General features: G+C 65.6%; 22 protein-coding genes. 17 read left to right on the forward strand and 5 right to left on the reverse strand.

Features of this window, described 5'->3' with window-relative positions:
* Together ribA and ACIDOCELLA78_RS89305 are read left to right on the forward strand one after the other, a co-directional pair.
* Nucleotides 1–751: GTP cyclohydrolase II (gene ribA / locus ACIDOCELLA78_RS89300; protein ID WP_249675851.1), on the forward strand; the 751-nt coding region annotated here is incomplete at its 5' end.
* A 6-nt stretch (nucleotides 752–757) separates the two neighbouring features.
* Entirely contained in the window at nucleotides 758–1,270 is a 513-nt protein-coding gene (locus ACIDOCELLA78_RS89305; protein WP_201728754.1) for a L,D-transpeptidase, read from the forward strand.
* Here ACIDOCELLA78_RS89305 and ACIDOCELLA78_RS89310 read toward each other — a convergent pair.
* Nucleotides 1,264–1,596 (reverse strand): hypothetical protein, encoded by a 333-nt coding sequence (locus ACIDOCELLA78_RS89310; protein ID WP_249675855.1) that lies wholly within the window; start codon nucleotides 1,594–1,596, stop codon nucleotides 1,264–1,266. The two genes, ACIDOCELLA78_RS89305 and ACIDOCELLA78_RS89310, sit on opposite strands and share 7 nt — an antisense overlap.
* A gap of 202 nt (nucleotides 1,597–1,798) precedes the next feature.
* On the opposite strand from ACIDOCELLA78_RS89310, the gene ACIDOCELLA78_RS89315 reads away from it, so the two are divergent.
* From ACIDOCELLA78_RS89315 to ACIDOCELLA78_RS89365, 11 genes are all read left to right on the forward strand, one after another.
* Entirely contained in the window at nucleotides 1,799–2,188 is a 390-nt protein-coding gene (locus ACIDOCELLA78_RS89315) for a septum formation initiator family protein (protein WP_201728755.1), read from the forward strand.
* Nucleotides 2,189–2,476: 288 nt separating this feature from the next.
* The gene (gene pdhA, locus ACIDOCELLA78_RS89320) at nucleotides 2,477–3,436 is read left to right on the forward strand and encodes a pyruvate dehydrogenase (acetyl-transferring) E1 component subunit alpha (RefSeq protein ID WP_201728756.1); all 960 of its coding nucleotides are present in this window, start codon (nucleotides 2,477–2,479) and stop codon (nucleotides 3,434–3,436) included.
* Between the two features lie 2 nt (nucleotides 3,437–3,438).
* Nucleotides 3,439–4,791, forward strand: coding sequence for a pyruvate dehydrogenase complex E1 component subunit beta (locus ACIDOCELLA78_RS89325; RefSeq protein WP_201728757.1), 1,353 nt, complete (start codon nucleotides 3,439–3,441; stop codon nucleotides 4,789–4,791).
* 13 nt (nucleotides 4,792–4,804) lie between these two features.
* Nucleotides 4,805–6,094 (forward strand): pyruvate dehydrogenase complex dihydrolipoamide acetyltransferase, encoded by a 1,290-nt coding sequence (locus ACIDOCELLA78_RS89330; RefSeq protein WP_201728758.1) that lies wholly within the window; start codon nucleotides 4,805–4,807, stop codon nucleotides 6,092–6,094.
* Nucleotides 6,091–6,597 (forward strand): GNAT family N-acetyltransferase, encoded by a 507-nt coding sequence (locus tag ACIDOCELLA78_RS89335; protein WP_201728759.1) that lies wholly within the window; start codon nucleotides 6,091–6,093, stop codon nucleotides 6,595–6,597. Before ACIDOCELLA78_RS89330 ends, ACIDOCELLA78_RS89335 begins: the two co-directional genes overlap by 4 nt.
* Before the next feature lie 10 nt (nucleotides 6,598–6,607).
* Nucleotides 6,608–8,005 carry a dihydrolipoyl dehydrogenase gene (gene lpdA / locus ACIDOCELLA78_RS89340; protein ID WP_201728760.1) on the forward strand — a complete coding sequence of 466 codons (1,398 nt, stop codon included), beginning with the start codon at nucleotides 6,608–6,610 and terminating at the stop codon, nucleotides 8,003–8,005.
* Nucleotides 8,006–8,011: 6 nt separating this feature from the next.
* A complete protein-coding gene (gene lipA, locus ACIDOCELLA78_RS89345; RefSeq protein WP_201728761.1) occupies nucleotides 8,012–8,974 on the forward strand; it encodes a lipoyl synthase in 963 nt (320 codons plus the stop codon).
* Between the two features lie 2 nt (nucleotides 8,975–8,976).
* On the forward strand, nucleotides 8,977–9,465 hold the full coding sequence (locus ACIDOCELLA78_RS89350; protein WP_201728762.1) for a type II toxin-antitoxin system RatA family toxin: 489 nt from the start codon (nucleotides 8,977–8,979) through the stop codon (nucleotides 9,463–9,465).
* A 197-nt stretch (nucleotides 9,466–9,662) separates the two neighbouring features.
* Complete coding sequence (locus ACIDOCELLA78_RS89355; protein ID WP_249675859.1) at nucleotides 9,663–10,157, forward strand: DUF4337 family protein; 495 nt, start codon at nucleotides 9,663–9,665, stop codon at nucleotides 10,155–10,157.
* 206 nt (nucleotides 10,158–10,363) lie between these two features.
* Nucleotides 10,364–11,191 (forward strand): IS5 family transposase, encoded by an 828-nt coding sequence (locus tag ACIDOCELLA78_RS89360; protein ID WP_201727504.1) that lies wholly within the window; start codon nucleotides 10,364–10,366, stop codon nucleotides 11,189–11,191.
* A gap of 285 nt (nucleotides 11,192–11,476) precedes the next feature.
* Complete coding sequence (locus ACIDOCELLA78_RS89365) at nucleotides 11,477–11,746, forward strand: HU family DNA-binding protein (protein WP_174503198.1); 270 nt, start codon at nucleotides 11,477–11,479, stop codon at nucleotides 11,744–11,746.
* A gap of 536 nt (nucleotides 11,747–12,282) precedes the next feature.
* Here the strand turns inward: ACIDOCELLA78_RS89365 and ACIDOCELLA78_RS89370 are convergent.
* A complete protein-coding gene (locus tag ACIDOCELLA78_RS89370; protein WP_249675875.1) occupies nucleotides 12,283–12,495 on the reverse strand; it encodes a hypothetical protein in 213 nt (70 codons plus the stop codon).
* A gap of 141 nt (nucleotides 12,496–12,636) precedes the next feature.
* Here ACIDOCELLA78_RS89370 and ACIDOCELLA78_RS89375 point away from each other — a divergent pair, with 141 nt between their 5' ends.
* Complete coding sequence (locus ACIDOCELLA78_RS89375; RefSeq protein ID WP_249675878.1) at nucleotides 12,637–13,332, forward strand: Hint domain-containing protein; 696 nt, start codon at nucleotides 12,637–12,639, stop codon at nucleotides 13,330–13,332.
* Nucleotides 13,333–13,346: 14 nt separating this feature from the next.
* Nucleotides 13,347–13,673 (forward strand): hypothetical protein, encoded by a 327-nt coding sequence (locus ACIDOCELLA78_RS89380; RefSeq protein WP_249675880.1) that lies wholly within the window; start codon nucleotides 13,347–13,349, stop codon nucleotides 13,671–13,673.
* On the opposite strand, the gene ACIDOCELLA78_RS89385 is transcribed toward ACIDOCELLA78_RS89380, so the two are convergent.
* Nucleotides 13,674–15,338 carry an NAD+ synthase gene (locus ACIDOCELLA78_RS89385; RefSeq protein WP_201728764.1) on the reverse strand — a complete coding sequence of 555 codons (1,665 nt, stop codon included), beginning with the start codon at nucleotides 15,336–15,338 and terminating at the stop codon, nucleotides 13,674–13,676. It lies immediately after the preceding gene.
* Between the two features lie 190 nt (nucleotides 15,339–15,528).
* Between ACIDOCELLA78_RS89385 and ACIDOCELLA78_RS89390 the strand changes: the two genes are divergently transcribed.
* Both ACIDOCELLA78_RS89390 and ACIDOCELLA78_RS89395 read left to right on the forward strand, forming a co-directional pair.
* The gene (locus ACIDOCELLA78_RS89390) at nucleotides 15,529–15,846 is read left to right on the forward strand and encodes a hypothetical protein (protein WP_201728765.1); all 318 of its coding nucleotides are present in this window, start codon (nucleotides 15,529–15,531) and stop codon (nucleotides 15,844–15,846) included.
* A gap of 53 nt (nucleotides 15,847–15,899) precedes the next feature.
* Nucleotides 15,900–16,295, forward strand: a complete 396-nt coding sequence (locus tag ACIDOCELLA78_RS89395) for a YidB family protein (protein WP_374223256.1) — start codon at nucleotides 15,900–15,902, stop codon at nucleotides 16,293–16,295.
* 9 nt (nucleotides 16,296–16,304) lie between these two features.
* Here ACIDOCELLA78_RS89395 and ACIDOCELLA78_RS89400 read toward each other — a convergent pair whose 3' ends face one another.
* On the reverse strand, nucleotides 16,305–17,456 hold the full coding sequence (locus ACIDOCELLA78_RS89400) for a nicotinate phosphoribosyltransferase (RefSeq protein ID WP_201728767.1): 1,152 nt from the start codon (nucleotides 17,454–17,456) through the stop codon (nucleotides 16,305–16,307).
* Complete coding sequence (locus ACIDOCELLA78_RS89405) at nucleotides 17,457–18,863, reverse strand: class II 3-deoxy-7-phosphoheptulonate synthase (protein ID WP_201728768.1); 1,407 nt, start codon at nucleotides 18,861–18,863, stop codon at nucleotides 17,457–17,459.
* Nucleotides 18,864–18,913 lie beyond the last annotated feature (50 nt).

The following is an 18,913-nucleotide window of genomic DNA, read 5'->3' on the forward strand; positions in this document are numbered from 1 at the left end:
GCCTCTGGCCGATGCCGCCCTCGCCCTTGGCAAGCTCGCCCGCCTGCTGCCGGCGATGATCGCGGCACCGGTGCGGCCGGGCTGGGCGTCGCTGCCGCTTGGCGGCGGCCTGCTCGCCGTTCCGGCGGCGGACCTGCTCGGCTACAACACCAATGTGGCCGCGACGCTGCATCGTGTCGCCGAGGTCGCGGTGCCGCTCGACGATGCGCCCGATGCGCGGCTCGTCGCCTTCCGCGCGCTCGATCAGGGGATCGAGCATATGGCGATCCTGATCGGCGATCCGCGCGCCCAGGCCGCGCCGCTCGTGCGGGTCCATTCCGAGTGCTTTACCGGCGACCTGCTGGGTTCGCTGCGGTGCGACTGCGGGCCGCAGCTCAGGGGCGCGATCCGGCGGATGGCGGAGGAGGGGGGCGGCGTCGTGCTGTATCTCGCGCAGGAGGGGCGGGGGATCGGGCTGATCAACAAGCTGCGGGCCTATACGCTGCAGGATCGCGGCCTCGACACGCTCGATGCCAACCGTGCGCTTGGCTGGCAGGCGGATGAGCGGAATTTCCATATCGCGGCCGCGATGCTCGCGGAACTCGACCTCGACCATATCCGCCTGCTGACCAACAACCCGGACAAGGTGGCGGGGCTTGCCGCGTGTGGCGTCGATGTCGTCGAGCGGACGCCGCATGTCATCGCGCCGAACGGGGTGAACGACGCCTATCTGCAGACAAAGGCGCGTCGCTTCGGCCACTTGCTGGACTAGGCGGCGATGGCCGGGCCCGACGAGACAACTGCGATTGTGCTGGCGGACGGGACGATTCTCCTCCCGGCCGCGGGGCTGCGCTGCCGTGCCGCCCTTGGCTGCGGTGGCATCGCCGCGCTCAAGCGCGAGGGCGATGGCGCGACACCGCGCGGCCTGCTGCCGCTCCGCCGGGTGCTCTACCGGGCCGACCGGCTGGCATCGCCCGCCTGCGCGGTGCCGCGCGAACCGCTGGCGCCCGATGATGGCTGGTGCGACGATCCCGCGCATCCCGACTACAACCGCCTGATCCGCCGGCCGCACCCGGCGCGCCACGAGGCGCTCTGGCGGGAGGACGGGGTGTATGATGTCGTCGGCGTGCTCGGATGGAACGACGATCCGGTGGTGCGCGGCGCGGGATCGGCGATTTTCCTGCATGTCGCGCGGGCGGACTGGTCGCCGACCGAGGGGTGCATCGCCCTCGCCTTGCCCGACCTTCAGGCGATGCTGAAGGCCGGTTTGCGGGCGATCATGGTTCAGTGACCGAGGGGGATGTTCACGCCGAAGGACACGCTCGGCGGGCCGACATAAACCGGCGGCGGCGGCGCGTAATAGACCGGCGGCGGCGGGTAATAGGCCGGCGGCGGCGCATAGGCATATCCGCCGCGCCAGCCATCGTCGTCCTCATGATGCCAGTCTTGGTGATGCCAGTCGCGGTGATGCCAGCCGCCGCGGTCGCCGCCGTCGTGGTGCCAGGGCGGGTCGGCATAGGCCGTCGCACCGGTTGCCGCGAGGCCGAGTCCGGCCACCATGGCTGCCGCGATCATCCGGCCCAGCCATTTCGCCGATCCTGTGCTTCGAGCGTTCATGTCAGAATCTCCTGTCGTCTCGATCCGCCAGACACCATTGTATGATGGCGCCGAGACGGCTGATTTCAGGGCGAATTATGGCTTACAAAATTTTCATACCCGGCCCATGCCGGCAAAGCCTCTTGCGAAACCCCCCGGCGCGCGGGCATGCAGGGGGCGTGAGCATGTTGCAGCCGATGTTCCGCCCTGTCCGGAGACCGCGATGAAGCGGCGCCTGCGCGGGCTTGTGTTGCCGTTCCTGTTTCTCGCCGTGACGGCGTATTTTGTCTTCAACGCCATCAACGGCTCGCGCGGCATCGTCGCCCAGCGCCGAGACCAGGCGGTACTGGCGCAGGACCGGCAGGCGCTGCACGATGTCGCGATCCGGCGCGACCGCTGGCAGGCGCGGGTGAACGCGCTGCGTCACCATGCCATCGCGCCGGACATGCTCAACGAGCAGGCGAGGGCGGTTCTCAACCTGGCCGATCCCGGCGATCTCGCGGTGCCGCTCGGCAAGCAAGCGGCCAATGGCGCGGCGGGCGCCGCGGTTCCGGCCGCGTCCGGCCCGGCCGGCGCCGCGCAGCCCGCCGCCCGGCAGGGAAAGCATCCGTAAACGTTACCGCGCGCGCAGGGTCGTGCTGCCTTGCGTCAAGGGCGTGAATGGCGCCCGCCGCGCCATTGCGCCTTGCGGAGGCAAGACATTAACTGCTTTCTGGTTAACTTGAATATTGCGTTGCAACATCATTGAATTTTCAATTCCCGCTTGCTTTGATCGGCCGATCCGACGCATGGAGAAACCATCAACCGACGGAGGGGAATGATCGTGGCCAGCCGTACCAGACCGACAGGCGCAAAAGCCCAGCCAGCCGCCCGCAGGCGGACCAGCCAGAGACAGCCGGCGATGGACCGGGACGAGTTGCTCGCCGCCTACGGGAAGATGCTGCTGATCCGCCGGTTCGAGGAAAAGGCCGGGCAGCTCTACGGCATGGGGCTGATCGGCGGGTTCTGCCATCTCTATATCGGGCAGGAAGCGGTGGTGACCGGCATGCAGATGGCGATCGAGCCGGGGGATCAGGTCATCACCTCATATCGCGATCACGGCCACATGATCGCCTGCGACATGGACCCGAAAGGCGTTATGGCCGAGCTGACCGGCCGCGCCGGCGGCTATTCCAGGGGCAAGGGCGGCTCGATGCACATGTTCTCGAAGGAGAAGGGCTTCTTCGGCGGGCACGGCATCGTCGGCGCGCAGGTTTCGCTTGGCGCCGGCCTCGCCTTCGCCAATCACTATCGCGGCAATGACCGGGTCTGCCTGACCTATTTCGGCGAGGGCGCCTCGAACCAGGGGCAGGTGTTCGAGAGCTTCAACCTCGCGGCGCTGATGAAGCTGCCGGTGATCTTCATCATCGAGAACAACCGCTACGGCATGGGTACCAGCGTCGAGCGCGCGTCGGCCTCGCGCGATCTCAGCCAGAACGGTTCGCCCTGGAGCATTCCGGGCCTGCAGGTCGATGGCATGGACGTTCAGGCCGTCAAGGAGGCCGGCGAGCAGGCGGTCGCGCATTGCCGGGCCGGCAATGGCCCGTTCCTGCTGGAGATGAAGACCTATCGCTATCGCGGCCACTCGATGTCCGACCCCGCGAAATACCGCACCCGCGAGGAGGTGCAGAAGATGCGGACCGAGCACGATTGCATCGATCTCGCCCGCAAGGCGCTCGAGGCGCTGGGGGTGACCGACGAAATGTTCAAATCGATCGACGACGACATCAAGAAGCGGGTGCAGGATGCCGCCGATTTCGCGCAGCAGAGCCCCGAACCCGATGAATCCGAACTCTGGACCGATGTGATGGTGGAGGGCTGAGCATGACCACGGACGTTCTGATGCCCGCGCTGTCGCCGACGATGACCGAGGGCAAGCTCGCCAGATGGCTGAAGAAGGTCGGCGACCAGGTCAAGGCCGGCGACGTTCTGGCCGAGATCGAGACCGACAAGGCGACGATGGAGGTCGAGGCGGTGGACGAGGGCGAACTGCTCGGGATTCTCGTCGATGAGGGGACGGAAAACGTCGCCGTGAACACGCCGATCGCCGTGCTCGGCGCGCATGGCGAGAAAGCCGGCGCCCCGGCCGCCGCTCCGGTCCCCGCCCCGGCGCCGCAGGCGGCGCCCGCGCACCAGCCCGCCGCCGCGCCGAAGGCGCCGCCCGCCGAGATTGCGCCGGCCGCCGAGACGGATTGGGGCCCGACGCAGGAGATCACCGTCCGCGAGGCGTTGCGCGATGCGATGGCGGCCGAGATGCGGCGCGATGCCGACGTGTTCCTGATGGGTGAGGAGGTTGCCCAGTATCAGGGCGCCTACAAGATCAGCCAGGGGTTGCTCGACGAGTTCGGCGCGAAACGCGTGATCGACACGCCAATCACCGAGCACGGCTTCACCGGCATGGCGGTGGGGGCGGCGATGTCCGGCCTCAAGCCGATCGTCGAGTTCATGACCTTCAACTTCGCCATGCAGGCGATCGACCAGATCATCAACTCGGCGGCGAAGACGCTCTACATGTCCGGCGGGCAGATGGGCTGTCCCATCGTCTTTCGCGGGCCAAATGGTGCTGCCGCCCGCGTCGCCGCGCAGCACAGCCAGTGCTACGCCTCGTGGTATGCGCATTGCCCGGGCCTGAAGGTCGTCGCACCGTGGTCGGCGGCGGATGCCAAGGGCCTGCTCCGCGCCGCGATCCGCGATCCGAACCCGGTCATCTTCCTCGAAAACGAGATTCTCTACGGCCACAAGCACCAGTGCCCGACCGATGATGACTTCATCCTGCCGATCGGCAAAGCCAAGGTCGAGCGCGTGGGTGAGGATGTCACCATCGTCGCCTTCTCGCTGATGGTCGATGTCGCGCTCAAGGCGGCCGAGGCGCTGGACCAGCATGGCATTTCGGCCGAGGTGATCAACCTGCGCACGATCCGTCCGCTCGACATCGAGACCATCGTGGCCTCGGTGAAGAAGACCAACCGCGTCGTCTCGGTCGAGGAAGGCTGGCCCTTCGCCGGCATCGGCGCCGAGATCGCGATGCAGATCACCGAGCACGCGTTCGACTGGCTGGACGCGCCGCCGACCCGCGTCGCCGGGCTCGACGTGCCGATGCCCTACGCCGCCAATCTCGAAAAGCTCGCGCTGCCCCAGCCGGACTGGGTCGTCGGCGCCGTCAAGAAACTGTTCTGAGGGAGGCGCGAACATGGCCACGAACATCCTGATGCCGGCGCTCTCGCCCACCATGACGGAAGGCACGCTGGCGCGCTGGCTCAAGAAGGAAGGCGAGACGATCAAGGCCGGCGACGTCATCGCCGAGATCGAGACCGACAAGGCGACGATGGAGGTCGAGGCCGTGGACGAGGGCGTTCTCGGCAAGATCCTCGTCGCGGCCGGGACCGAGAATGTCGCGGTGAACGCGCCGATCGCCATTCTCGTCGAGCCTGGCGAGAATGTGCCCGACAATGCGCCCGCCGCCCCCGCGCCGAAAGCCGCCGCAGCACCTGAAGCGCCGGCAACGTCCGCCCCGGCTGCCGCGCCCGTGGCCGCGCCGGTGGAAGGGAGAACCGGCCACGGCGAGCGCGTCTTCGCCTCGCCGCTCGCCCGCCGCATGGCGCAGCAGGCGGGAATCGACCTCGCCTCGTTGCAAGGCAGCGGCCCGAATGGGCGGATCGTCAAGGCGGATATCGACGCCGCCCGCGGCAAGGCCCCGGCGACCGCGGCACCGGCGCCGGCACCGGCACCGAAGGCCGCCGCGCCGGCGCCCGCCGCCGCCGCGCCGGCCGCGCCGATCACCGCGCCGCACGATGCCATCCCGCATTCCTCGATGCGCAAGGTGATCGCGAAGCGGCTGCAGACCGCGAAGCAGACCATTCCGCATTTCTATCTGTCGATGGATGTGGACCTCGACGCGCTGCTCAAGCTGCGCGCCGACCTCAACGCGCAATCGCCGAAAGACGGGCCGGGCGCGTTCAAGCTCTCGGTCAACGACCTGATCATCAAGGCGGTCGCCGTGGCGCTGCGCCGCGTTCCGGCGGCCAACGCCTCGTTCACCGAGGAGGCGATGATCCGCTATCACGACGTGGACATTTCGGTTGCCGTCGCGATCCCGGACGGGTTGATCACACCGATCATCCGCAAGGCGGACCAGAAGGGGCTGGCCGCGATCAGCAACGAGATGAAGGATCTCGCCGCCCGCGCCAAGGCCGGCAAGCTGAAGCCGGACGAGTTCCAGGGCGGTTCGTTCTCGATCTCCAATCTCGGCATGTATGGGATCAGCTCGTTCTCGGCGATCATCAACCCGCCGCAGGGCGGCATTCTCGCCATCGGCGCCGGCGAGAAGCGGCCGGTGGTGAAGGGCGAGCAGATCGCCATCGCCACAATGATGACCGTCACGCTCTCCTGCGATCACCGCGTGGTGGATGGCGCGGTGGGCGCCGAATTCCTCGCGGCGTTCAAGGCCATCGTCGAACAGCCGCTGGGGCTGATGCTTTGAGCGACCATTCGGCCGGAGTCGCGGCGGCGGCGGTAACGCTTCGCCCCGCTTCACCGGCCGACATTGCCGTGCTGCTCGATCTTGTTCATGCGCTCGCCGACTATGAAAAGGCGCCGCACGAGGTCGAGATGACGGCGCCGATGCTGCACGAGGCGCTGTTCGGCGCGCAGCCTCTCGCCCGCGCCGTGCTGGCCGAGGCCGATGGCGCGGTCGCCGGCTTCGCGCTGTTCTTCACCAGCTTCTCGACCTGGACCGGCCGGGCCGGGCTCTATCTCGAAGACCTGTTCGTCCTGCCCGCGGCGCGGGGGCGGGGCATCGGTCGCGCCCTGCTGCGCCATCTCGCGCGCGAGGCGGTCCGGCTCGGCTGCGCCCGGCTCGAATGGTCGGTGCTCGACTGGAACCGCCCCGCCATCGATTTCTATCAATCCCTCGGCGCCGTCCCGATCGACCAGTGGACGCGCTACCGTCTGAAGGGCGAGGCCCTCGCCGCCCTTGCCGCATAGGAGCAGAACAATGACCGATCAGAGTTTCGACGTGGTGGTGGTGGGCGGCGGCCCCGGCGGCTATGTGACCGCGATCCGCGGCGCGCAGCTCAAGCTGAAGGTGGCCCTGGTCGAGCGCGAGAACCTTGGCGGGATTTGCCTGAACTGGGGCTGCATTCCGACCAAGGCGCTGCTTCGCTCCTCCGAGATCAATCATCTGCTTCACACCCTGCCCGAATACGGCTTCTCCGCCGAGAACGTGAAGTTCGATCTCGACAAGGTGGTGAAGCGTTCGCGCGGGGTGGCGAAGCAGCTGTCCTCCGGCGTCAGCCATCTGCTCAGGAAGAACAAGGTGACGGTGTTCGACGGCACCGGCAGGCTCGCCGGCAAGGGGACGCTCGCGGTCGAGAAGGACGGCAAGCCGGTCGCCACCCTGAAGGCGAAGCACATCATCCTCGCCACCGGTGCCCGCGCCCGCGCCCTGCCCGGCATCGAGCCGGACGGCAAGTTCATCTGGTCGTATCGCGAGGCGATGGTGCCCGACATCATGCCGAAATCCTTGGTGGTGATCGGCTCCGGCGCGATCGGCATCGAGTTCGCAAGCTTCTACCGCAACATGGGGGCGGAGGTGACGGTGATCGAGGCGCTGCCGCGCATCCTGCCGGTGGAGGATGAGGAAATCTCGGCCTTCATGCACAAGCAGTTCGAGAAACAGGGCATGAAGCTGCTCGTTGGCGCGAGCGTGAAGGGTGTCGAGAAGGGCAAGGACAGCGTGACCGTCACCGTCGAGGCCGGCGGAAAGGCGCAGAAAATCACCGCCGAGCGGGTGATCTCCGCGGTCGGCATCGTCGGCAATGTCGAAAATCTCGGCCTTGAGCAGGCCGGCGTGAAGGTCGAGCGCACGCATGTGGTGGTCGATGGTTTCGGCCGCACCGGCGTCGAGGGCATCTACGCGATCGGCGATCTCACCGGCCCGCCCTGGCTCGCCCACAAGGCCAGCCACGAGGGTGTGGTCTGCATCGAGCATATCGCGGGGCTGAAGCCGCATCCGTTCGAGACCTGGAACATCCCCGGCTGCACCTATTGCCGCCCGCAGGTCGCCTCGGTCGGCATGACGGAGGCGAAGGCGAAGGAAGCCGGCCGCAAGGTCAAGGTCGGCCGGTTCCCCTTCATCGGCAACGGCAAGGCGATCGCCATGGGCGAACCCGAGGGCATGATCAAGACCGTGTTCGACGCCGAGACCGGCGAGTTGCTGGGTGCGCACATGGCCGGCGCCGAGGTGACCGAGATGATCCAGGGCTATGTCGTCGCCCGGCAGCTCGAAACCACCGAGGCTGAACTGATGCACACCGTCTTCCCCCACCCCACGATCAGTGAAGCGATGCATGAATCGGTGCTTGACGCCTATGGGCAGGTCATCCACTTCTGATCCATCATGCGCGTCGAGATCGATCACCGGAATGCCGGGGGCGGCAAGCCCCGCCACCCGGAAAAGCAGCACCGGCCGGATAATCCGATCCAGCGGAAACCCGCCTGGATCAGGGTGAAGGCGCCCAATCACCCCGTCTATCACGAGACCCGCGCGCTGATGCGCGAGGCCAAGCTGGTGACGGTGTGCGAGGAGGCGGCCTGCCCGAATATCGGCGAATGCTGGTCGCAGCGTCACGCGACCATGATGATCATGGGCGAGATCTGCACCCGCGCCTGCGCCTTCTGCAACGTCACCACCGGCCAGCCGGCGCCGCTCGCCGCCGATGAGCCGGCGCGCGTGGCCGATGCCGTGGCCCGGCTGGGCTTGCAGCATGTCGTGATCACCTCGGTCGACCGCGACGATCTCGATGATGGCGGCGCGGCGCATTTCGCGGCGGTGATCGGCGCGATCCGCGCCGCGGCGCCCGCCACCACGATCGAGATTCTCACCCCGGATTTCCTGCGCAAGCCCGGCGCGCTGGAGGTGGTGGTCGCCGCCCGGCCGGACGTGTTCAACCACAATCTCGAAACCGTGCCGCGGCTTTACCCCATGATCCGCCCTGGGGCGCGCTATTACCAGTCGCTCCGCCTGCTCGACCGGGTGAAGCAGCTCGACCCCGGCATCTTCACCAAATCCGGTCTGATGGCCGGGCTGGGCGAGGACCGCAGCGAGATCGGCCAGGTGATGGACGATCTGCGCGTCGCCGATGTGGATTTCCTCACCATCGGCCAGTATCTCCAGCCGACGGTCAAGCACGCCGCGGTCGACCGGTTCGTCACGCCGGACGAGTTCGCCGAACTTGCCGCCATGGCCCGCGCCAAGGGGTTCCTGATGGTTTCGGCGACGCCGCTGACCCGCTCCTCCTATCACGCGGATGCCGATTTCGCCGCCCTGCGCGAAGCCCGGGCCGCCCGGCGCGCGGCCTGAGCATGCCGCGCTACACGGAGCGGAAACTGGTTCTCTACCAGCCCGGCCAGATGTTCGATCTGGTGGCTGATGTGGGGAAATATCCGCAATTCCTGCCCTGGTGCATCGGTGCGCGCGTCCGCTCGCAGCGCGGCGATGAAATGCTGGCCGATCTCACCATTGGCTTCGGTCCGTTCCGCGAGAGTTTCACCTCCCGCGTGATGCTGAACGCGCCCGAGCATATCCATGTCCGCTACGAGAACGGGCCTTTCCGATATTTGCGCAACGAGTGGCGATTCCTGCCGGACGAGCGCGGCACGATGATCGATTTCTATGTGGATTTCGAGTTCCGCAGCCTCATTCTGCAAAAGGCCATCGGCGCGGTGTTCGCCGAGGCGGTGCGCCGGATGGTCGCCGCTTTCCTCAAGCGGGCGCGCGACGTTTATGGAACGCCTGTGCCCGCGCCCGCCTCAGACGCCGGGTCCGGGCTGATCCTTCCCGCCAAGAGCTGATCCCGTTTTCGTGAGCGATGCTTTAGGATAGAGCATCATCCGATCGGATGGACCGGAAGGTGCTCTGATGCGGCCGCGGGTGCTGGTGCCCGGCCGGAGACAATGGTGGAAGCATGGACGGTATTGAAACGGCGACCGATAGCCTCGAGCGGCACAAGCACCTGCGCGAACATCCCGAAAACCTTCATGCGCGGCGCATGGCGCTGCTCATCGGCATTCTCGCGGCGGGGCTCGCGATTTGCGAGATGGGGGAAAAATCGGCGCAGAATGACTATATCGCCAAGCAGATCGCGGTGAACGACACATGGTCTTTCTACCAGGCCAAGGCGATCAAGGCCGATATCGCGACCGCCCAGGCCCAGGTTCTGAAAGCGCTTTCGTTGCGATCCCCCGACCCTGGTGTGACGCAAGCCGCCCGGGCCGCAGAGGCGCGGGCCGAGCACGAGGCATCCGACCCCGATGGTGGAGAGGGCAAGGCGCAGCTGCGGGCGCAGGCGGAACGCCAGGCCGAGGTGCGCGACCATCAGCTCGAACGCTATCATCAGCTGGAAGTCGTGGTCGGTCTCTTGCAGATTGCGATCGTGCTGGCATCGGTTTCCGTGGTGACGGAGGTGACCGCGTTTGGGCTCGTTGCCGCCCTTTTGGGCGGAATATCCTTCCTCGGCGGTGTCGTCGTCATGGCTTTCATCTAAGCCGGCGCCTGTCGCGGCGGCATGCGCGGGTGATCGGCCCGGGATTTTGAGGGGTTGGCCGAGAGCACGGTTCGATCCCGATGGATCGGATGGTGCACGGGCTGCGGATGGTGGACGATTTTGTCTAAGAGCCGGACCGAAAAAGATAGTTGAGCGATTTCAGTAAGTTGTGATTCAGTTCGTTTGCGAAGACGGACGGAGACACGATGACCTGGACTGAAATCGCTCGGCGACGATATTGCCGGGCCGGATTGCGCTACGCAAGCGACCTCACCGACGCTGAATGGGCCATGATCGAGCCGTTCATGCCCGCTCCGCAGCATCGAGGCCGACCCCGAAGGGTGGCGCTTCGAAGGATTGTGGAGGCCATCTTCTACATGCTGGCAACCGGCTGTCAGTGGCGCCAGATCCCGAAGGAATTCGCTCCGTTCACCACCGTGCAGGGGTATTTCTACCGCTTCTGTCGTGACGGCACGTTCGATCGCATCAATCACGTCCTAGTCATGCAGGCGCGGGAAATGGCCGGACGCGAGGCTTCGCCCACAGCCGGTGTGATCGACAGTCAGTCGGTCAAGACCACCGAAGCCGGCGGGCCGCGCGGGTTCGATGCCGGAAAGAAGATCAAGGGCCGCAAGCGCCACATCATCACAGATACAATCGGCCACCTCGTCGGTGCCGTCGTTCATCATGCCGGTATTCAGGACCGCGACGGGGCGCCCGACGTGCTCAAATCCGTCAAATCCCTGTATCCCTGGTTGCGGCACATATTCGCTGACGGCGGTTATGCCGGTCCTAAACTCAATGGACGCCTCGCCAAAATCGGCAAATGGACCATACAGATCGTAAAGCGCTCCGACGCCGCGAGCGGGTTTGAACTCCTGCCGCGGCGCTGGGTGGTAGAAAGAACCTTCGCCTGGCTCGGCAGATGCCGACGTCTCGCAAGGGATTTCGAGGCCACCGTTACCAGCGCCACCGCATGGCTCTTCCTCGCCCATATCCGCCTGCTCACACGAAAAATCGCCCGTCACCGATAGTCGCACTACCATTCAGATTCGGGCTCTAAGAATTTCCGTATATATCGGCGATTATATTCTTAAATAACATGGTTTATTGATTTCCGAGCGCTCATCTTTGTTTAAAAGCGGCGCCAGAAGCCAAAAATCGCCCAAATGCGTTTTCGAGTGTTGAAAAATGCACCGAATCGCTACAAAAATCGCGCCCGGCCGATTCGTTGTTGGCCGTACCGACAGATTGTCCAACCGCCGGAAAGGCCGGCATCGGCTCGAAAGCCGATCTTAGACAGGAAAGAGGCTTCGACCATGTCGAAAGCGTTTATCGCCGAGGTTATTCAGGGTTCAGCCGAGATCACCGGCGTTGCAGCCAACCGCGCTGCCACGGACCTGATTGAAGCCATCGTCAAGGAACTCAAGAAAAACGGCAAATTTACCCTGCCGAGCTTCGGGACGTTCACGGTCCGCAAGACCAAGGCCCGCAAGGGCGTGAACCCGCGCACGGGCGAGGAGATCAAGGTGAAGGCCGGGAAGACCGTCCGTTTCAAGGCGTCTCCGACCTTGAAGAAACTGGTCTGACGTTCCCGCGTGCATCATCCGGTCGGGTGGTGTGATCCGGTCGGACAAATGCTCTCTGATTATCAAGATGATAGACCACGAGACCCGATCCCGGTGGATGCGAGCCCGGTCTAATATCATCGTCTGACCGGTCGGTTCGGCCATGGCGACAAAATACCAATAAAAATAATATTTTTTTCTCAGCAAGGCGGTCCATGAAACTGGGCCGCTTTTTCTTTTTTGAAATTGATTCTTTACATGAACCATAACTTTACGCACATTTAATCAAATAAGAATTGATTTCATGTTTTTCTGATAAATCCAGAATATTCAAAAATTTATAAACAAAAAAAAGTAAATTTGCAAAGCTTTGAAAAAAATAATATAATAATTAACAATTACAAAAATGAGAAAATTAAAAAATTGTATCAGTTTTTGAGATTAACCCGGCCTTCATCTCGTGCTGCTACGAGTCTGAATGCCGGCGGGAGAAGAGCATGGCTGGGTCAGAGAGATTGGGCACGAATCCGCCGGAGCCCCCGGCGGGCACAAGGTATTCATTCCGCAGCGCGGAGCGTTGCGGAATCGAGATTCTCGATCTCCGTTCCGCCGAGGTGGACCCCATCAGGATTGTCGGCGCAATCGACACCGATCTCGGCATGCCAGCAGCACTTGAATATGCCGACGAACTTCTGATGTCGGTGCTTGAACCCCATTGCCCGGTCGCGACCGGGTCGTTTGTCGATGACAAGGACCCGGGCGAAGGCCAAGCGGGTCGCCCGCAACAGCGCGGCCCCATCGCGCCCGCACTCCCGCCGCCGCCGGCCGGAACGCAGGGCGAGGCGGCTTCGGCCGGGCCGGGCTCTGGCCCTGTCAACGTGGCGGATTTTATGCCTGTTGCCGCGGTTTCGGTGCCTGATGATCTGCCCGATCCTCCTCGCGAACCGGCCGCGGGCGTTGACGGAACGCTGGGCTTTCTGGAGGGGACGCGGATTCTGGGCCTGCATGGCGACATTCCGGTTGAAACCATGAACCGCGGCGACCGGCTCATCACCCGATCCGGCGCGATGCGGGCGGTGCGCTGGGTTGGCAGGCGCAATCTCGACGCGGAGGATCACGCGCAACCGCACGCCGTCTGGCCGGTGCGGATCGACCGTGGCGCTTTTGCCGATGGCCTGCCCGAGCGGAACCTCTATCTCTCGCCCGATCACGCCGTATATCTCGACGGTTGCCTGGTTCCGGCGAAGGCGCTGGTCAATGGCCGATCGATCGCGCAGGAACGCCGGCGTCATTTGACCTATTATCATATCGAGCTTGAAACGCATGACATTCTGCTCGCCGAAGGTCTGGCCGCCGAGTCGTATCTCGACACTGGCAATCGGCGGCTGTTCGAGAGTGCGGACGGCGATGGCGAGCGCGCGGGCGAAGCCGGCGGGTCGCCGCGCGAGGCCCGCGGTTGCGCGCCGCTCGTCCAGACCGGCCCCATTCTCGCGGCGATCCGTGCGAGAATCGATTCCCGGCTTCCCACCCGCGGCGTCACCAGTGATCCGGGGTGCGCGCGCTGGCCAATGGCCAGGCCCTCCCCGTTTCGCTCCTGGACAGCCTGACCTACGCGGTCGAATTGCCCGCGGAACCGGCCGATATCCTGCTCGTCTCCAACGTCGTGGTGCCGGCCGAACTCCACCCCGATGCGGAAGATCGGCGAATCCTCGGCCTTGGCGTGGCGCAGCTCTTTACGGTCAGCCAGGGCAAGGCTGAAGCCGTGCCGCTCGATAGTCCGCTTCTGGCCGCGGGCTGGCATGCTCTCGAAACCGCGTGCCGGTGGACGAATGGCAGCGCGCTGGTTCCGGCAACGCTCACCGCCGGCGCCACCACGCTGCTGGTGCGCCTTGCCGGAAAGACGGTCTATCCCCTGGCGCAAGATGTGCGCCCCGGAGCGTATGGCTGATCAGCCGATCAGCCGGGTGAAGCCGTTGGTGATCGGATAGCGCCGGTCGCGGCCAAAGGCGCGCGCGGTGATCTTGACCCCGGGCGGAGCCTGCCGGCGTTTGTATTCCGCCCTGTCCAGCAGTTTCCAGACCCGGGCGACGGTGGCCCGATCGTGACCGGCGTCCACCAGCTGGTCGATCGATTTTTCGCCTTCAACCAGCCCCTCCAGCACCGCATCGAGCACGTCGTAGGGCGGCAGGCTGTCCTGATCGGTCTGGTTCTCGCGCAATTCGGCCGAGGGGGGCTTGGTGATCACCCGCTCGGGCATCACGGGCCCGGCGGGGCCGAGGCCGCCCGCCGGGTGGTTGGCGTTGCGCCAGTGCGACAGCGCGAAGACGGTACTCTTGTAGACATCCTTCAGCACCGAATACCCGCCGCACATGTCGCCATAGAGCGTGGCATAGCCCACCGACATTTCGGACTTGTTGCCCGTCGTCAGCACCATATGGCCCAGCTTGTTGGACAGCGCCATGAGGATCAGCCCGCGGGCGCGGGACTGGATGTTTTCCTCCGTGATATCGGGCGGCCGCCCGTCGTAAAGCGGCTCCAGCACGGTGGCGAAGGCCGCCGTCGCGCCGCCGATGGGCACCGTGTCGCAGCGTATGTTGAGCAGCCTCGCACATTGGTCCGCGTCCTCCAGGCTGTGCGCGCTGGTATACTGGCTGGGCATCATCACCGCGCGCACCCGCTCCGGCCCCAGCGCGTCAACCGCCACGGCCGCCGAAAGCGCGCTGTCGATCCCCCCGGAGAGGCCGAGAATGACGCCGGGAAATCCGTTCTTGTTCACATAATCGGCGAGGCCCCGCACCATCGCCCGGTAGACGAGATCGAGTCTTTCCGGCTCGGGCGGCAGCGGCCGCGGTTCGGCGACGAGGCCCTGGCCGGTGCGTCGCCAGACCAGCGTTTCGATGGCCTCCTGAAAATGCGGCATCCGCAGCGCCAGCGAGCGATCGGCATTCAGCGCGAAGGACGCGCCATCGAAGACGATTTCATCCTGCCCGCCGGTCATCGCGGCGAAAACGAAGGGCAGGCCGGTTTCCACCACCCGCCGCAACCCGAGTTGCAGCCGCACGCCGAGCTTGCCATCCTCGAAGGGCGAGCCATTGATCGAGACAAGCAGCTCGGCGCCGGTTTCCGCCAATGTTTCCGGGACCGCCGGGAGCCACCAATCCTCGCAGATCATCACGCCGAGGCGAAACCCGCGAAAGGCCACCGGGCCCGGCGCGGGGCCGGGGGTGAAAATCCGCTTCTCGTCGAACACGCCGTAATTCGGCAGTTCGTGCTTGGCGCGCCGGGCGACGATGCGCCCGCCATCCAGCACGAAGGCGGCGTTGTGCAGCCCCTCCGCCGTTTGCCACGGCAGCCCGACGATGATGCCCGGCCCGCCATCCTCGGTATCGCGCGCGAGCTCGTTCACCGCCGCCTCGCAGGCGGCGACGAAGGCCGGCTTCAGGACGAGGTCTTCCGGCGGATAGCCGGCGAGGCCGAGTTCGGGGGTCACCAGCAGGTCGGCGCCGCGCGCCGCGGCCTCGGCCCGCGCGGCGCGGATGGCGGCGAGATTGCGGTCGATCGCGCCGACATGCGGGTTGAGCTGGGCGATGGCAAGAGACAGTGTATCGGTCATTCCCGCAAAATAGGCGGTTTTTCCGTCTCCGTCATCGCATGACTCTTTGTGACGAATTGTTTCCAAATTGCCATGATTTGGCCCCAACTCGAAGTTAATTCACCTGTCACGCGGAAGCGGCACAGATCGCTTCGGCGCGACAAGCGGCAACCTCTTGTCAACAAACAACCTTGTATCGGAGAGTTCTCCCATGACCATCGGCACGATCCTGCGCGCCACCATTCCCGCGCTCGCGCTCGCCTTCACCATGACCGCAGCGGGTACCGCCCAGGCCTCCACCAAGAAGGCCCATGAAGCGATGGCGATGAAGCACCATGTCGCCGCCATGCCGGGCTACAAGACGCTCAGCGAAGCCAAGGCGGCCTGCCACGGCGCGGTGGTCTGGCACGCGCGCGGCAGCAAGGTTTTCCACACCGACAAGTCGAAATATTTCGGCAAGACCAAGCACGGCGCCTATGTCTGCGAGACGGTTGCCGTCGAGCATCACCTTCACGCCGCGAAGAAGTGACGATCCGATCCTGATCCTTCGGATCGGGAGAGCTTGATCCGCAGCCGGAACGTATGCCACGCTCCGGCTGCATTTCATCGGGAGGGCATGCAATGGGGCTTTTCGACGGGATTTCCGGTCTGGTCGGCAGTCTTGCCGGTGGCGGGTCGGGCAACGGGCTGATGGGCGCGCTCGAGGGGAGCGGCATCAACCTGTCAGACATCACGCAAAGCCTCGAACAGGGAGGACTCGGCGCCCATCTCGCCTCATGGCTCGGAACCAGTGACAACATGCCGGTCAGCGCGGCCGAGGTGCAGCAGGCGCTCGGCAATCCGCTGGTGGAAAAGATCGCGGCGCATTTCGGGATCGACACCGCGGCCGCGGCCCAGCTCGTCGCCGATCATCTGCCCGCCGCGGTAAGCCAGACACCATCCGCCGACGATACGGCCGACGACGGTTCCGCGGGCTGAACCGCCCGTTCAGCCCCGTTCGCGGAGCAGGAACTCGCGACCGATCTTGACCCGCGGCTCGCCGTCATAGGCGACGACATCCGCCGTTGCGTAGGTTTCGCTCCAGGTCTCGGGAATGAAGCTGCCCGTGCCGACGATGTCGACCGGCACGTGCGCATCCGCCATCACGCTGCATTTCTCGACGCCGAAGCCTGACGAGGCGACGATCTTCACGCGGACGAAGCCGGCATCGTCCAGAACTTCGCGCAGCCGCCAGATCGCGGCGGCGGAAACGCCTGTGCCGATCAGGTAGCGCAGCTCGTTATGGCTGCGGTAGCGGCGAATCGCGCCCGGCGCGTGGCGCTCCATCACCGCGTAGCTCTCCTGCGGGTCGAGCCCTTCGAGGAAGCGACCGCCATGGGTGTCGAGCCGGATCGACAGCCGGCCGGCATCGGCGAGTTCGGAAAATCGCCGGCAGACGGCGAGCGCGTCGGTCACCTCGCGGCCGAAATAATCGGTCAGCACCGTGAGATCCGAGTCCGGAAAGGTTTCATGGAACATCTCGGCCGCCCGCACGGTGCCGCCGGCATAGCCGATCAGGGCATGGGGCATGGTGCCGTAGCCATGGGGCGCGCCGAAATAATGCGCGGTGGCGTCGGTCGCGTTGCCGATGAAGCCCCGCGCTCCTTCGGCCCGCGCGGCGCGGGAGCCGACCGCGGCCGCATAGGCCATCATCTCTTCCATTTCGGCGCCCGCGCAATGGCGCGCCTCCATGGCCAGAAACGCCGCCTTCGGCAGGGCGGCGCACATCTGATAGGCGTTATGCGCGGCGACACAGGCCGGGCCGAGCTTCTGCAGCAGGATCGTCTCGAGATCGACCAGCGCGACGAAACTGCCGGTGATATAGACGATCGGCTCGCCGGCGCCGACCCATGATCCCTCGGGCCGGGCGAGTTCGACCTCGATCCGCTCGCCGCGGGCTTCCATCACCTCGTCGAGCCAGCGCAGCATCAGCATCGGCGCGGAGACGACGGGGCGGCGCATGAACAGCGCGTATGTGACCCGCGCATCGCCGAACCGGGCGACGATCGCCCGGGTCCGGTTGAAATAGGCGTCGGTCTGCGCCGCAATCCCGGCGTCGAGATCGGGGCGCGGCAACGCCCGGCGTGCGGCGCGGGTCATTTACTCGGCGGCGATCGAGGCGCCGCGGGGGGCGCGGCGGGTCTTGAGTTCCGCCGCGATGAGGAAGGCGAGTTCGAGCGACTGCTCGGCATTCAGCCGCGGGTCGCAGAACGTTTCGTACCGCGCGCCGAGATCGGCCTCGGAAAGCTGCCGCGCGCCGCCGACGCATTCGGTCACGTCCCGCCCGGTCATCTCGACGTGAACGCCGGCCGGCGTCGTTCCCTCGGCCTCGTGGATGTCGAAAAAGCCGCGCACTTCCGACAGGATCGCATCGAAGCGGCGGGTTTTCACCTTGCCCGAGGTGGTGATCGTGTTGCCGTGCATCGGGTCGCACTGCCAGGCCACCTTGCGGCCCTCGCGCTTCGTCGCCCGGACCAGCCGCGGCAGCTTCGCCGCGACCTGTTCGGACCCCATCCGCGCGATCAGCGTCAACCGCCCGGCCTCGTTCGCCGGATCGAGCCGCTCGATGAGCCGCAGCATGTCGTCTTCGTCCATGCTCGGGCCGACCTTCATGCCGATCGGGTTCTTCACGCCGCGCATGAACTCGACATGCGCGCCGTCGAGCTGGCGGGTGCGGTCGCCGATCCAGAGGAAATGCGCCGAACAGGCGTAGTGATCGCCGGTCGTGGAATCGACGCGGGTCAGCGCCTGCTCGTAGGGCAGCAGCAGCGCCTCGTGGCTGGTGTAGAACTCGGTTTCGTGGATCTGCGGGGTGGACTGGCTGGTCATGCCGCAGGCCGCCATGAATTGCAGCGTCTCGTCGATCCGCGCCGCGAGGTCGCGATAGCGCTCGGCGAGCGGCGAGCGGCGGACGAAATCGAGGTTCCAGCGATGCACCTGGTGCAGGTCGGCATAGCCGCCCGAGGCGAAGGCGCGCAGCAGGTTGAGCGTGCCGGCTGACTGGAAGTAGCCGAACTCCATCCGCGCCGGGTCGGGAATGCGGGCTTCGGCGGTGAAGTCCGGCCCGTTGATGATGTCGCCACGATAGGAGGGCAGGGTGACGCCGTCGATCGTCTCGCTGTCCGAGCTGCGCGGCTTGGCGAACTGGCCAGCCATGCGGCCGAGCTTCACCACCGGCACCGATCCGCCGAAGGTGAGCACCACCGCCATTTGCAGCAGCACGCGGAACGTGTCGCGGATCACGTTGGCGGTGAAGTCGCCGAAGCTCTCGGCGCAGTCGCCGCCCTGCAGGATGAACGCCTTGCCCTCGGCCGCCAGCGCGAGCGAGGCCTTGAGGCGGCGCGCCTCGCCGGCGAAGACGAGCGGCGGATAGCCGTGCAGCCGGGCTTCCGTCGCGGCGAGCCTGTCCGTGTCGGGATAGGTCGGCACCTGCCTGATCGGTTTCGCCCGCCAGGATTCCGGGCTCCAGCCCGCCGGATCATGCATCGTCGTATCAGCGTCGTTCATGGCGATCTCCTTGGAGAAGCGACCTCATAGGCCAAAACCGGGGCCGCGCG

The sequence above is a fragment of the Acidocella sp. C78 genome (assembly GCF_907164655.1).